Annotated in this window: 10 protein-coding genes; 8 read left to right on the forward strand and 2 right to left on the reverse strand. The window is 73.0% G+C overall.

The genetic code is table 11. The features are described 5' to 3' along the window. Positions 1–93: 93 nt before the first annotated feature. The 3 genes from ACZ4TG_RS02700 to ACZ4TG_RS02710 are packed head-to-tail and all read left to right on the forward strand — an operon-like array spanning position 94 to position 2,833. On the forward strand, positions 94–897 hold the full coding sequence (locus ACZ4TG_RS02700) for a carbohydrate ABC transporter permease (RefSeq protein WP_468159778.1): 804 nt from the start codon (positions 94–96) through the stop codon (positions 895–897). Continuing rightward, a complete protein-coding gene (locus tag ACZ4TG_RS02705; protein WP_468159495.1) occupies positions 894–1,802 on the forward strand; it encodes a carbohydrate ABC transporter permease in 909 nt (302 codons plus the stop codon). The genes ACZ4TG_RS02700 and ACZ4TG_RS02705 overlap by 4 nt, the downstream gene beginning before the upstream one ends. Before the next feature lie 44 nt (positions 1,803–1,846). Next, positions 1,847–2,833: a hydroxyacid dehydrogenase gene (locus ACZ4TG_RS02710; RefSeq protein WP_468159779.1), complete on the forward strand. Its 987-nt coding sequence runs from the start codon at positions 1,847–1,849 to the stop codon at positions 2,831–2,833. Here the strand turns inward: ACZ4TG_RS02710 and ACZ4TG_RS02715 are convergent. Next, positions 2,821–3,618 (reverse strand): sugar phosphate isomerase/epimerase family protein, encoded by a 798-nt coding sequence (locus tag ACZ4TG_RS02715; RefSeq protein WP_468159496.1) that lies wholly within the window; start codon positions 3,616–3,618, stop codon positions 2,821–2,823. The genes ACZ4TG_RS02710 and ACZ4TG_RS02715 overlap by 13 nt on opposite strands. Continuing rightward, the gene (locus ACZ4TG_RS02720) at positions 3,615–4,691 is read right to left on the reverse strand and encodes a LacI family DNA-binding transcriptional regulator (protein ID WP_468159497.1); all 1,077 of its coding nucleotides are present in this window, start codon (positions 4,689–4,691) and stop codon (positions 3,615–3,617) included. Before ACZ4TG_RS02720 ends, ACZ4TG_RS02715 begins: the two co-directional genes overlap by 4 nt. 304 nt (positions 4,692–4,995) lie before the next feature. On the opposite strand from ACZ4TG_RS02720, the gene ACZ4TG_RS02725 reads away from it, so the two are divergent. The 5 genes from ACZ4TG_RS02725 to ACZ4TG_RS02745 all read left to right on the forward strand — a co-directional run bounded on the left by ACZ4TG_RS02725 (position 4,996) and on the right by ACZ4TG_RS02745 (position 13,488). Further along, a complete protein-coding gene (locus ACZ4TG_RS02725; RefSeq protein ID WP_468159780.1) occupies positions 4,996–6,099 on the forward strand; it encodes a Gfo/Idh/MocA family protein in 1,104 nt (367 codons plus the stop codon). Further along, the gene (locus ACZ4TG_RS02730; protein ID WP_468159498.1) at positions 6,096–7,256 is read left to right on the forward strand and encodes a dihydrodipicolinate synthase family protein; all 1,161 of its coding nucleotides are present in this window, start codon (positions 6,096–6,098) and stop codon (positions 7,254–7,256) included. The genes ACZ4TG_RS02725 and ACZ4TG_RS02730 overlap by 4 nt, the downstream gene beginning before the upstream one ends. Next, entirely contained in the window at positions 7,253–8,092 is an 840-nt protein-coding gene (locus tag ACZ4TG_RS02735; protein ID WP_468159499.1) for a sugar phosphate isomerase/epimerase family protein, read from the forward strand. The genes ACZ4TG_RS02730 and ACZ4TG_RS02735 overlap by 4 nt, the downstream gene beginning before the upstream one ends. A 108-nt stretch (positions 8,093–8,200) precedes the next feature. Next, positions 8,201–10,594: a polysaccharide lyase 8 family protein gene (locus tag ACZ4TG_RS02740; RefSeq protein ID WP_468159500.1), complete on the forward strand. Its 2,394-nt coding sequence runs from the start codon at positions 8,201–8,203 to the stop codon at positions 10,592–10,594. Positions 10,595–11,859: 1,265 nt separating this feature from the next. Then, a complete protein-coding gene (locus ACZ4TG_RS02745; protein ID WP_468159501.1) occupies positions 11,860–13,488 on the forward strand; it encodes a N,N-dimethylformamidase beta subunit family domain-containing protein in 1,629 nt (542 codons plus the stop codon). Positions 13,489–13,593: the final 105 nt, after the last annotated feature.

The raw sequence follows: 13,593 nt of genomic DNA on the forward strand, positions 1-13,593 counted from the left end.
ACCCGCACCACCACCCGCACCGGGACCAGGTGGGCCGTCCTCCTCTTCACCGCCCCCTTCTTCCTCCTCTTCGCCCTCGTCACCATCGCCCCCATCGGCTACGCCGCCTGGCTGAGCCTCTTCCACGACGCGCAGTCCGGCCTCGGTTTCGGCGGCACCCAGCGGGTCTTCAGCGGTCTCGGGAACTACACGAAGGCCCTCGCCGATCCCCTCTTCCTCACCTCTTTCCGCAACGTCGCCGTCTACTGCCTCCTCTACATCCCCGTGATGGTCGGCGGCGCCCTGCTCCTCGCCCTGCTCCTCGACTCCGCGCTGGCCCGCGCCAAGCGGTTCTTCCAGATCGCCTTCTACCTGCCGCACGCCGTGCCCGGCCTCATCGCGGCGATGATCTGGCTCTACCTCTACACACCCGGCCTCAGTCCCGTCCTCGACGCCCTCGACACCTTCGGCCTCTCCTGGAACTTCTTCGGCCGCGACGAGGCCCTGCTGTCCGTGGTCAACATCTCGGCCTGGCAGTGGATGGGCTACAACATGATCATCTTCTTCGCCGGCCTCCAGGCCATCCCCCGCGAAACCCTCGAGGCCGCCACCATGGACGGCGCCGGAGCCATCCGCACCGCCTTCCAGGTCAAGGTGCCCAGCATCCGTCCGACTCTCGTCCTGACCGTGCTGTTCACCTGCGTCGGCGCCGTCCAGCTCTTCGACGCCCCGCAGTTGCTCCAGCTCCGTGCCACCGAGATGGGCGAATCGTGGTCGCCGACCATGTACATCTTCAGCGCCGCGTTCAAGGGCCACGACTACGGGCTGGCCGCCGCCGGCGCGCTGCTGCTCGCCCTCGTGGCGGGCGCCGCCTCCTACGTCGTCACGAAGCTTGGCAACCGATGGAGGTCCGCATGACCACCGCCCTGGCCCCCGACCGCACCACCGGTCCCAGCAGGAACACCGGCATCACGCGCCCCGCCCGCAATCGTGGCCTGCTCTCCCGGACCGCCGTCAATGCCGCGCTGCTCCTCGTCGCCGCCTACACCCTGATGCCCCTCGCCTGGCTGGTGCTCGCCGCGACCAAGAACCGCCGGGACCTCTTCGCCACCGACCCCTACGCCCCGGGCGAGTTCAACCTCCTCACCAACCTCGGCGAGGTGTTCACGTACAACGACGGCATCTTCGGCCGCTGGCTCGGCAACAGCCTCCTCTACACCGTCGTCGGCTCCACCCTCTCCGCCCTGATCAGCGTGGCCTGCGGATACGCCTTCCACGCGTACGAGTTCCGGCACAAGGAGAAGCTCTTCGGTGTCGTCCTCGCCGGCGTACTCGTCCCCGCCACCGTCCTCCAGCTGCCGCTCTATCTGATGGCCTCGGCCGCCGGCGCCGTGAACACCTACTGGGCCTACCTGGTACCCGCTCTCGTCAACCCCTTCGGGGTCTACCTGGCCCGCGTCTTCGCCGAGGGTTACGTCCCCGAGGAGGTACTGGCCGCCGCCCGCGTCGACGGCGCGGGCGAACTACGGGTCTTCACACACGTGTCGTTCCCGATGCTGTGGCCGGGCTTTGTGACCATCTTCCTGTTCACCTTCACTGCGATCTGGAACAACTTCTACGGCGCGCTGACCATGCTGAACGACGAACGGCTCTACCCCGTGAGCCTGGGGCTGTTCATGTGGAACCGCAGCGTCTACCAGCAGCCCGAGCTCTATCCCCTGGTGATCACCGGTTCGCTCGTCGCCGTCGTCCCGCTCGTGCTGGCCTTCCTCGGCCTCCAGCGCTTCTGGCGCTCGGGTCTCAGCGCAGGAGCCGTCAAGTGACCCACCCTTCGCTCTCCCCGCACCGCCCCGCCACGGTGCTCGCCATGAGCCCCGGTACCCGGGCCGCGGTGCTCAGCCGCCGCGTCCTGCCCGAGCTCGTCCGCGTCGCCGATGTGGATCCCGAGCTGCTCCTCACGGACTTCGCCGTGGCGGACCCAGGGCTGCGCCACCGTCTCGCCGAGGCCGAGGTGCTCTTCACCGGCTGGGGCTGTCCGACCCTCGACGCGGAGGCGCTGGAGCGGATGCCGCGGCTGCGGGCCGTCGTCCATGCCGCCGGAAGCGTCAAGCACCATGTGACCGAGGCCTGCTGGGAACGCGGGCTGCTCGTCTCCAGCGCCGCCGCCGCCAATGCGGTGCCGGTAGCCGAGTACACCCTGGCCGCGATCCTGTTCGCCAACAAGCGGGTCCTGGAATCGGCGCACGCCTACCGCGCCGCCCGGGGCCCGATCGATCTGCTGCGCCGCTACCCGGGCGTCGGCAACTACCGCCGTACGGTCGGCCTCATCGGCGCCTCCCTGATCGGCCGACGCGTCCTGGAACTCCTGCGGCCCTTCGACTTGCGGGTACTCGTGCACGATCCGTACGCCGACCCGGCCGAGGTCGCGGCCCTCGGCGGTGAGACCTGCACGCTCGACGCACTGCTGCGGCGCAGCGATGTGGTGAGCCTGCACGCTCCCGCCCTGCCGCAGACCCGCCATCTCCTGGACGCGTCCCGGCTGGCGCTGATGCCGGACGGCGCCACGCTCGTCAATACCGCGCGGGGCTCGCTCGTAGACACCGCGGCGCTGACGGAGGAGCTGGTCGCGGGTCGCCTGCACGCCGTCCTCGACCACACCGAGCCCGAGGTCCTGCCGGCTTCTTCTCCCCTGTTCAATTTGCCGAACGTACTGCTCACCCCGCATGTGGCCGGTTCCCTGGGCGGAGAGCTGGACCGGCTGGCGGCGACGGCCGTGGAGGAGCTGGAGCGGTACGCCCGGGGCCTCGGCTTCCGTTACGGCGTCGACCCCGCCCGCCTGGGCTATTCCGCCTGACAGCCGTGGGCCACCAGCCGCTGGAGGTACTCCCGGCCCTGCGCGAGCTGTCCCGCGAGCTCGGCGGCGCCGGGGTACCAGCGTCTCTCGTACTCCCAGCAGAGCCAGCCTTCGGCCGGTACGCAGGCCACCGCCTCGGCGAGCGGCAGCACTCCGGCACCGAGCCCGAGCGGGGTGAGCTCCTCGGCCGATACCACGTCCTTCACCTGTACGTAGCCCAGGTGCCCGGCCAGACTGCGGTGGGACTCCGCAGGCGGCTCGCCGCCCAGCCAGGTGTGGAGTACGTCCCACAGCGCGCCCGCGCCGGGCTGCGCGACCCGGTCGAGCACCCGGGCGGCGGCGGCGCCCGTGCGGTGGGAGTCGTGGGTCTCCAGCAGGATCCGCACGCCGTGCCGCTCGGCGAACGGAGCCGCGGCCTGCAGCCGGCGCACGGCGTGGGCGTCGGCCTCCGCCTCGGGCTGGTCCCCGCCGCCCGGGAAGACCCTTGCGTAGGGGGCTTCCAGATCGGCGGCGAGGCGGACCAGGGACCGCAGTTCGGCGAGGATCGGGCCGTCCTCTCCGGGCGCGGCCACCTTGGCATAGCCGGCGACCCCCAGGACGGTGACCCCGGCAGCGGTGAGGGTCCGCAGGCCCGCGGCCCGGTCGCCGGCCGAACTGCCGGGGTGCAGCGGCTCCTCGGGGTGGGCGCGCAGTTCGAGGCCCTCGTATCCCTGGGCCGAGGCCAGGGCTGCGCTCCTGTCGAGCGGTGTGCCGCAGAGGCCGAGCGTGGAGAAGGCGTACCTCACGGCCGGCTCCCTTCGGCCGGGGGCGGTGCGGTGGATTCCCGGACCATCAGCTCGGCGGGCAGGGTCGTGATGCCGCCGGGTGGGAGCGGGCGGCGTCCGGTGACGAGCTGGGCGGCGAGGATGCCCGCCTCGCGCAGCGGCAGCCGGACGGTGGTGAGCGCGGGGGCGGTGTCCACGCAGAACGGCAGGTCGTCGAAGCCGGCGACGGAGACGTCCTCGGGGATTCTCATGCCCGCCTCGCGCAGGGCCGCGACGACACCGGTGGCGACGGTGTCGTTGGCCGTGGCGACGGCGGTGAACGGTTCGCCCCGGCGCAGTAGTTCGCGGGCGGCGTCGTAGCCGGCGGAGCGCTCGAATCCGGCGTCGACGATGAGGGGCGCGCAGGCGTCGGGCAGGTCGGGGGCGTGCTGGTGCAGGGCGGCGAGGTGTCCGGCGCGCCGCTCGCGTGTGGTGCTCAGTCCGGGCGGGCCCGCGACGTAGGCGATGCGCCGGTGACCGAGGGTCAGCAGGTGTTCGGCGAGCCGGAAGGCACCACCGTGGTCGTCGAACATGACGGTGGCCACGGGCAGCCCGGCGGGTACCGGCAGCGGCGGGCGTCCGCACAGCACCACCGGGACGCCGGTGGCCGCCATCCGGGCGACGCGGGCGGCGAGCGCGGCGGTGTGCTCCCGGTCCTCGACGGCGCCGCCGGTGAGGACGACCCCACCGGCCCGCTGCCCCTCCAGCAGGGTGAGGTAGGCGAGTTCGGTCTCGGGGACGCCTTGGGTGTTGCAGACGACGGCCAGCCGCCTGTCGGCCTCCCGGCCGGTGGGTGCCAGGGCGCTCTGCAGGGATCCCGCCAGGATGCCGAAGAAGCTGTCCGCGACATCGTGGACGAGGACTCCGACGAGGTCGGAGGTGGCGGCCGCGAGCGCCCGGGCGGGGCCGTTGGCGATGTAGCCGAGATCCTCGACGGCCTGCTCCACGCGGGTCCGGGTGCCCCCGGCCACGGGATATCCGCCGTTCAGTACGCGCGAGACCGTGGCGGGCGATACACCCGCGTGCGCCGCGACCTCCGCGAGAGTCACCGCCATCTCGTACCCCTCCCTCTGATCCTGTCCTGTGGCCCCGCCTTGTCGGGCGGAGCCATCGTCTCATCCGGTGTCTGGACCTCCATACTGCCCGATGCAGCAAGCGCTTTCTATCACTCGAACGAGTGTTGTAAAGGAGCGATGCGCAGCCCTAACCTGATGCGAGAGAAAGCGCTTTCTATCGGCTTTCCACTTCTGCTCGCACCGCACCGCACGCACGACGCACGTCACGAAGGAGGGGAACCCCGTGGACATCAGGACCGACCGCAGGACGATCAAGATCGCCGTGAACGGAGTCACCGGGCGGATGGGATACCGCCAACACCTCGTCCGCTCCCTGCTCGCCCTGCGCGAGCAGGGCGGGCTGGACCTGGGCGACGGCACAGTGCTGTGGCCGGAGCCCGTGCTGGTCGGGCGCCGGGAGACCGCCCTGCGGGCCATCGCCGACCGGCACGGCCTGGAGCACTTCAGTACCGACCTCGCGGCCGTGCTGGCCGATCCCGAGGTGGAGGTCTACTTCGACGCGCAGGTGACCGGTGCCCGGGAGGCGGCGGTCCGGCAGGCCGTCGCGGCCGGCAAGCACGTGTACTGCGAGAAGCCGACCGCCCTCAGCTTCGAGTCCTCGATGGAGCTGGCCCGGCTGGCCACGACGGCCGGGGTCAAGCACGGCGTGGTCCAGGACAAGCTGTTCCTCCCGGGCCTGCTGAAGCTGAAGCGGCTGATCGACGGCGGGTTCTTCGGCGAGATCCTGTCGGTGCGCGGGGAGTTCGGCTACTGGGTGTTCGAAGGCGACTGGCAACCCGCCCAGCGCCCCTCCTGGAACTACCGCGCGCAGGACGGCGGCGGCATCGTCGCCGACATGTTCCCGCACTGGGAATACCTGATGCACGAGCTCTTCGGCCGGGTCCGGACCGTGCAGGCCCTTACCCGTACGCACATCGGCCGCCGCTGGGACGAGGAGGGCAAGCCGTACGAGGCCACGGCGGACGACGCGGCGTACGGGATCTTCGAGCTGGAGGGCGGGGCGGTCGCCCAGATCAACTCCTCCTGGGCGGTCCGGGTCAACCGTGACGAGCTCGTGGAGTTCCAGGTCGACGGCACACAGGGGTCGGCGGTCGCGGGTCTGCGCGGATGCCGGATCCAGCACCGGGCGGCGACGCCCAAGCCGGTGTGGAATCCGGACCTGGCGCGGACCGAGGACTTCCGCGCCCAGTGGCAGGAGGTCCCCGACAACGCGCCTGCGGACAACGGTTTCAAGGCCCAGTGGGAGCTGTTCCTGCGCCATGTCGTACGGGACGAGCCCTGGCAGTGGGACCTGCTCGCCGGTGCGCGGGGGGTGCAGCTCGCCGAGCTCGGGCTGCGCTCCGCCGCGGAGGGCCGGCGGCTGCCGGTACCGGAGGTGACCCTGTGACCGCCGTCCGGCTTCCCTCGGCGGACGGCGGACACCGTCTGTACCGGCCGAACACGGACCCGCTCGGGCCGCTGGTCTGCGGCCCGGCCCGAAGCCGCCGGTTCTACGCGGCGGCCCATGTGGTGGCCGACCCGCTCACGGCTGCTGCCGGAGGCGACCCGGTGGTCGACTGGGAGACCACGCTGGCGTTCCGGCGCCGGCTGTGGGCGCAGGGGCTCGGGGTCGCGGAGGCCATGGACACCGCGCAGCGCGGGATGGGCCTGGACTGGCCGGTGGCCGCGGAGCTGATCCGCCGCTCCGCGGCCGAGGCGGGGGCGGTGGGCGGCCGGATCGTCTGTGGTGCGGGTACCGACCAGCTCACCGCGGGTGGGGCGCACTCCCTGGCGGCCATCACCGCCGCCTACGAGGAACAGCTGGAGCACATCGAGGCGTGCGGGGCGGGGGCGGTCCTGATGACATCGCGGGCGCTGGCCGCCGCGGCCCGCGGCCCGGAGGACTACCTGGAGGTGTACGGAAGACTGCTGCGGCAGAGTGCCCGTCCGGTCGTACTGCACTGGCTGGGGCCGATGTTCGATCCGGAGCTGGCCGGCTACTGGGGCCACGACGACCTGGACGACGCCACCGAAGTCTTCCTGAAGATCATCGCGGAGTCTCCGGAGAAGGTGGAGGGGATCAAGGTCTCGCTGCTCGACGCGGGACGGGAAGTGGAACTCAGACGCCGACTGCCGGCGGGAGTGCGCTGCTACACGGGCGATGACTACCACTACCCGGAACTGATCGCCGGTGACGGGGAACTGGCCAGCGACGCACTGCTGGGTGTCTTCGACCCGATCGCCCCCTTCGCGGCACGGGCGGCGCTCGCGCTCGACGCGGACGACCCGGCGGGGTTCCGTGAGCTGCTGGATCCGACCGTTCCGCTGGCGCGGCACCTGTTCGCCCCGCCGACGCGCTTCTACAAGACGGGGGTGGTGCTGCTGGCCTGGCTGGCGGGATACCAGGACCACTTCACCATGGTGGGCGGGCTGCATTCGGCCCGCTCCCTCCCCCACCTGGCCACGGCGTACGAACTGGCCGACCGGCTGGGCCTGTTCCCGGACCCCCAGCTGGCGCAGGCCCGAATACGGCAGCTTCTCGCGGTGTACGGGTTCGCGTCATGAGCGGGGTCGCCGCCCCCGTGCGGCTCAGCCTCAACCAGGAGACCATCCGTCAGTGGTCGCTGCCGGAGCTGGTGGCCGGCTGCACAGCGGCCGGCGTGGGCGCGGTGGGACTGTGGCGCGACCCGGTCCGGCGGTTCGGGGTGCGGGAGACGGCAAAGCTGATCGCCGGGGCGGGTCTGCGGGTCAGTTCGCTGTGTCGTGGCGGGTTCTTCACGTCTGCCGATCCGGCGGGAAGGGCGACGGCTCTCGCGGACAACAGGCGGGCCGTCGAGGAGGCGGCCGAACTGGGGGCGGATTCCCTGGTGCTGGTCTCGGGCGGCCTGCCCGACGGCGACCGCGACCTGCCGGGGGCACGCCGCAGGATCGTCGACGTCCTGGGAGAACTCGCGCCGTGGGCCGCCGGGCACGGGGTGCGGCTGGGGATCGAGCCGCTGCATCCCATGTTCGCGGCGGACCGGTGCGTGGTCTCCACGCTGGGCCAGGCCCTCGACATGGCCGAGGAATTCCCGGCCGAACAGGTGGGGGTGGTGGCGGATGCGTACCACTTGTGGTGGGACGAGCGGCTGGCTGCGGATCTGCACCGGGCGGGCGCGGCCGGGCGCATCGTGTCCGTGCAGGTCGCCGACTGGGTCACCCCGCTCCCCGAAGGCGTGCTGCTGGGGCGAGGGCAACTGGGCGACGGGTGCATCGATCTGCGGGCCTTCCGGGAGAAGGCCGATCTGGCCGGCTACCGCGGGCCGGTGGAGGTGGAGATCTTCAGTCCGGGGCTGTGGGCCCGGGAGGGTTCCGAAGTGCTGCGGGAGGTGATCGCGCGGTACCGCGAGCACGTCGAGTGAGCTGAGGAACAGAGCAGGAGCAGGAACAGGGGCGGGGAGCGACGGGCAAGGAGCGGCGGGGACCGGCGGCACCGTGGCCGGCTTACGGATCGAGACAAGGAGAATGCGATGACGGACATGTGGAGTCGGCGCGCCTTCCTCTCCGCGGCGGGCGGGGGTGCGCTGCTGCTCGGCTCACCCGCCTCGCGCGCGGACGCCCGGCCCGGGGCCGAGGTCCCCGAGGCCATGCGGGCGGTCTGGCGCGGCCTCTTCCTGGGCGCCGAGTTCCCCGCCGGCACCGAGCCGTTCCGCTCGCGGCTGGTGGAGCTCGGAACGCAGGCCGGCGACTGGCGGGCGGCCATGGCGCCGGCGCCCGGTTCGCTCTGGCCGGACCTGGGCTTCGCCACCGACGCCGAGAAGATGATGCAGAGCCACTACCGGCTGCGGACGATGGCCGAGGCGTACGTCCGGCCCGGCACCGGGCTCACCGGCGACGGCTCGCTGCGTTCGGCGCTGCTGACCGGGCTCGACCATCTGCACGCGGAGGTCTACCACGCGGGCCAGGTGCCGTACGGCAACTGGTACTGCTGGCAGATCGGCGCCCCGCAGGCCCTGCTCGACCTCTGCGTCCTGCTCTCCGGGGACCTGTCGCAGGCTCAGCTCGCCGGATTCTGCGCGGCCGTGGACCACTTCGTGCCGGACTCCGCCGTCGGTTCGTACAGCGGTACGAGTACGGGGGCGAACCGGGTGGACCTGTGCCGGGTGCTGGCCCTGCGCGGGGTGGTCGGCGCGGACTCCGCGAAGATCACCCTGGCCCGGGACGCGCTCGCGCCCGTCTTCCCGTACGTCTCCACGGGCGACGGGCTCTACCGGGACGGCTCCTTCGTACAGCACACCTGGGTGCCGTACACCGGGACGTACGGGGCGGTGCTGCTCGGCGGGCTCGGGCTGTTGTTCGGGCTGTTGCGAGGGACTCCGTGGCAGGTCACGGACCCCGGCGCGCAGATCGTCTTCGACGCCGTCGAGCGGGCCTGGGCACCGTTCCTGTTCAACGGACTGGTCATGGACTCGGTGTCGGGGCGGGCGGTGAGCCGCGGTCTGACCGCCTCGGACGCCCGGCAGGTGCTCCAGGACGACCACGCCCGCGGGCATGCGGTCATGGCCGGGATCCTACTGCTGGCCGAGGGTGCGAGCGCCGCCGAGCGGGCCCGCTGGCGGGGGCTGGTGAAGGGATGGATGGCCCGGGACTACTACAGTCGCCCGCTCGCCGACCAGACGCTGAGCCTGTCCTCGGTGGCCCGGCTGGCCGAGGTGGACGGGGACACCTCGGTGGCGGCGCTGCCCGAGACGGTCGGGCACCGGCTGTTCGCCTCGATGGACCGGGCCACCCACCGGCGCCCCGGCTGGGCCGCCTCCCTGTCCATGGCCTCCCGGCGGATCGCTCACTACGAGACGGGCAACGGCGAGAACCTGCGCGGCTGGCACACCGGGAGCGGGATGCTGGCCTGGTGGGGCTCCACCTACGGCAACGGCCAGTACTCGGACTCCTTCTGGCCCACGGTGGACCCGTACCGCCTGCCGGGGATCACCGTCGCCCGGAAGGTCCTCGCGGACGGCGCGGGAGGTGACTGGGGAGCCTCCCGGCCGGACGCGGCGTGGGTGGGCGGCAGCACCGACGGGGAGTTCTCCTCGGTGGGCCAGCATCTGCGGGGCCTGGGCAGCACCCTCACGGCGCACAAGTCCTGGTTCTTCCTCGCCGACACGGTCGTCTGCCTGGGCGCGGGCATCCGGGCCACGGACGGCGTCCCCGTCGAGTCGGTCATCGAGAACCGCAACCTGGGCGCCGCCGGTACGCACGCCCTGACCGTCGGGGGCGCGGTCCAGCCGGGCGGCCTCGGCTGGTCGGCCACCTTCCCGGCCCCGGGCTGGGCACACCTGGCGGGCTTCGGCGGGTACGTGGTGTCCGGCTCGGGATCGTTCAGAGCCCTGCGGGAGGCGCGGACCGGCCGGTGGAGCGATATCAACCGGGGAGGCTCCACCACCGCCCTCACCCGGCGCTACCTGACCCTCTGGTACGACCACGGCACGGATCCGGCTGGGGCCGGGTACGTCCACCAGATACTCCCGGGAGCCACGGCGGCCCAGACCGCGGCGCGGGCCGCGACCCCCGGCTGGGCCGGTGTGCTCGCCAACACCGATGCCGTCCAGGGCGTTTCGGTCGCCTCGCTGGGCTTCACCGGTGTCAACTTCTGGCAGGCCGGGACGGCCGGTGCGCTGGAGGCGAGCGCACCCTGTTCGGTCACGGTGCGGGAGAGATCCGACGGCACGGCGACGGTCTGCGTCGCGGACCCGGCCCGGGCGCTGACCGCGCTGACCCTGGTGTGGAACCGGCCCGTCACCGCGGTCCTGTCCCGGCCGGCGAGCGTACTGACGGCGACGACGGGGGCCCGGCTGCGCCTCGGCTTCGGGAACCTCACCGCAACGGCGGGCGCCGGCCAGCAGGTGGTGGTGCGGTTGGGGTGAACCGGCTTGGGCGCTCCCGGCCGCCGGGGCACGGCCCGCCCAGGAACACGGCCCGCCGCCGGCCCGACCGGGCGGGGCGGGGCGGCGGGCGCAGGAGGCGGTGGCCTGGCCGTCGCCTCGGTCCGGTATCCGGTGCCTGGTGCCCCCAAGGCCTGGTGCTCGGGGCCGGGGCCGATACCAGTGCCCTGTACCTGGTACCGGCGACCCACCCGGTGCGAGAGGGCCCAGAGCCCGGCCCGGAGCCCGGGCCGGTGCCGGTGGCCCGGTGGCGGCGCCGGCGCCGATGGCCAGGGGCGCGGTGCTGGGGCCCGGTGCCGGTGCTGGTGCCGGCGGCCAGGGGGCGATGGCCGATGCCGAGATCCCGGTGTCCAGAGGTCCGGTGTCCTGGGCCAGGGCCTGGTGTCCGGGCCTGGTGTCCGGGGCCAAGGGGCCCGGTATGCCGCCTGGTGCGCGGGGACCTGGTGCTGGATGCCCGGTGGCCTGTGCTCGCGCAGCATTGGCGCCGTGTCGGAGGGCGCCGTCCCTCGGCCAGGACGGCACGGCGATACCCCATAGCGTTCGCCGCGGTGGTCGGCGGTGGCGGCCGGGGTGGTCGGCGGTGGCCGCAGGGGTCGGCAGTGGCGGCTGCGGTGACCGGCGTCCGCCGTGGCGGCCGGTGGTGGCGGCTGCGGGGGGGGCGGCCGGCGGTTCGGCCGACTCGGCAGCCGAACCGTCGGAGCCCTCGGCGCGGTCCGTGAAGTCGGCGCCTCGCCGAGAAATTTGGTCGGCGTCCTCGGCTCGGGCCGCGCGGGCCCAGGCGGGTACGGCTGTATGCCGGGGCCTGGTCCATCGGCCGATGCGCTGTGCGCGCGGCTGCGGCCACGGGCACCGCTACCGGCTACCGGCTACCGGCTACCGGCTACCGGCTACCGGCTACCGGCTACGGCTACGGCTACGGCTACGGCTACGGCTACGGCTACGGCTACGGCTACGGCGCGAACGCCTTGGCGAGCTCCGGGCCAGCCTGCGAGGGGAGGCGCGCGAACGGTTCGCGGGACGGTGTTCGTCGGTGGGGTGGGGCAGCAGCGGCGGTGCCCTTGAGCAGGAGGGCTCCGGGGCCCGTTGCCGGGCGGGCTTCACGGCGACCGGCCGGGGTGCGGTGGTGATTCGGCGGTCTGGCGAGCCGCGAAGCAGGCGGCGCGGGGCAGGTGTGGTCCTAGGGCGGCTGCGCGGGGATGCGCGGCCCGGCCGAAGAGGAGTGTGGAGGGTGACATAGCGTGCCCCGCATGGATCAGGAGCACATAGCCGGGGATGCCGAACCCGGGGCCAGGCGGCGGTTTCTCGCGATCGCCGCGACGGGGGCGGCCGCGGCGGCCGGTCTCGGGGCGGTGACCGGCTGCGCGAGCGCGGACGGCGGGCGGGCGGACGGGGCCGGGCCGGGAGAGGGCGCGAAGCCGAACGGCTCCCCGTCGGCGTCGCCGGCGAAGTCGGCGCCGCCCGGCTTCGACGTCAGGGCCGAGAACGCCCGGCCCGGGAACCACGACTGGCGTGTGGTCAAGCCCGGGCCGGCCCGCGCCATCGAGGGCTTCGCCGACAAGGTCAGCGTCCTGCCCGGCGAGTCGTTCGGGCTGCACGTGTCGACCACGGCGCCCCGGTTCACCGTCTCCGCGTACCGCATGGGCTGGTACGGCGGCGCCCGGGCCCGGCTGGTCTGGCGTTCGGAGGCCCTGCCCGGCGTGCGCCAGCCCGAGCCCACGGTGGACCCGGGCACCAGGACGGTCCGGACCCGGTGGGCCCGTACCACCGGCGTCGACACCAAGGGCTGGCCCGAGGGCTGCTACCTGCTGCGGCTCGACGCCCAGGGCGGCGAGGGGCAGCGCTTGGTCCCGGTCACGGTCCGTTCCTCCGCCTCGACGGGACGTACGGTCGTCGTCAACGCGGTCGCGACCTGGCAGGCGTACAACCGTTGGGGCGGCTACGGCAGCTACGACGGCCCCAGCGGCGGCTACGCCTCGCGCTCCCTCGCCGTGACCTTCGACCGGCCGTACGAGTACGACGACGGCGCGGGCCTGTTCCTGGTGTACGAGGCACCGCTGATCGCCCTCGCCGAGCGGCTCGGCGTCCCTCTCGCCTACGCGACGACCACCGATGTGGCGCGGGAGAAGCGGCTGCTGGAGGGGGCCGCGGCGGTCCTGTCGCTCGGCCACGACGAGTACTGGTCCCCCGAACAGCGGGCGCATTTCACGGCGGCCCGGGACGCGGGCACCAACATCGCGATACTGGGCGCCAACTGCTGCTACCGGCGGATCCGGCTGGAGCCCTCCGACCTGGGCCCGGACCGTACGGTGGTCTGCTACAAGTCCTCCTACGACCAGGACCCCGGTTTCAAGCGCGGCCATCCGGCGACCGTCGACTTCCGCTCGCCTCCCGCCGCCGATCCGGAGAGCTCCCTGCTCGGCGTGATCTACGACGGCTACCCGGTGGACGCCCCGTACGTGGTGACCAACCCCGGTCACTGGCTGTTCGAGGGCGCCGGGGTGAAGGCCGGCGACGGCTTCCCGCACCTGGTGGGCGTGGAGTACGACAAGGTCGACACCGGTTTCCCCACGCCCCGCCCGATGGAGATACTCGCCCACTCCCCCGTGGTGTGCGAGGGCCGGCCCAGCCACCAGGACACGGCGTACTACACGACGGCGAGCGGGGCCGGGGTCTTCGCGACCGGCACGATGCGCTGGGTCGAGGCCCTCGATGCGACGGGGGACGGCCGCGGCGGAGCCAACCACGGCCTCGACGCGCGCTCCGGCGCACTGACCACACGCGTGACGGAGAACCTGCTGCGGGTATTCGCGGCGGGGCCGGCCGGACGGACGCACCCTGCTCAGGACAACGTCAAGGCCGTGTACGGAGGTTCCTGAGCCGGGCCGTTCGTCGGCCGCCGTGCGCCGCCGTCCTCCGCCGACCGCCCGGCTCCGTGTACCGCCGACCGCCCGGCGCCCTGAGCCGCCGTCGGCCATCGTGCG

Source organism: Streptomyces sp. NPDC028314 (assembly GCF_055565795.1).

Bases quoted from the DNA above. Each gene is read 5' to 3' on its own strand.
- ACZ4TG_RS02705 (WP_468159495.1), top strand. From the start codon at position 894: ATGACCACCGCCCTGGCCCCCGACCGCACCACCGGTCCCAGCAGGAAC.
- ACZ4TG_RS02710 (WP_468159779.1), top strand. From the start codon at position 1,847: ATGAGCCCCGGTACCCGGGCCGCGGTGCTCAGCCGCCGCGTCCTGCCC.
- ACZ4TG_RS02720 (WP_468159497.1), bottom strand. From the start codon at position 4,691: ATGGCGGTGACTCTCGCGGAGGTCGCGGCGCACGCGGGTGTATCGCCC.
- ACZ4TG_RS02725 (WP_468159780.1), top strand. From the start codon at position 4,996: ATGGGATACCGCCAACACCTCGTCCGCTCCCTGCTCGCCCTGCGCGAG.
- ACZ4TG_RS02735 (WP_468159499.1), top strand. From the start codon at position 7,253: ATGAGCGGGGTCGCCGCCCCCGTGCGGCTCAGCCTCAACCAGGAGACC.
- ACZ4TG_RS02740 (WP_468159500.1), top strand. From the start codon at position 8,201: ATGACGGACATGTGGAGTCGGCGCGCCTTCCTCTCCGCGGCGGGCGGG.
- ACZ4TG_RS02745 (WP_468159501.1), top strand. From the start codon at position 11,860: ATGGATCAGGAGCACATAGCCGGGGATGCCGAACCCGGGGCCAGGCGG.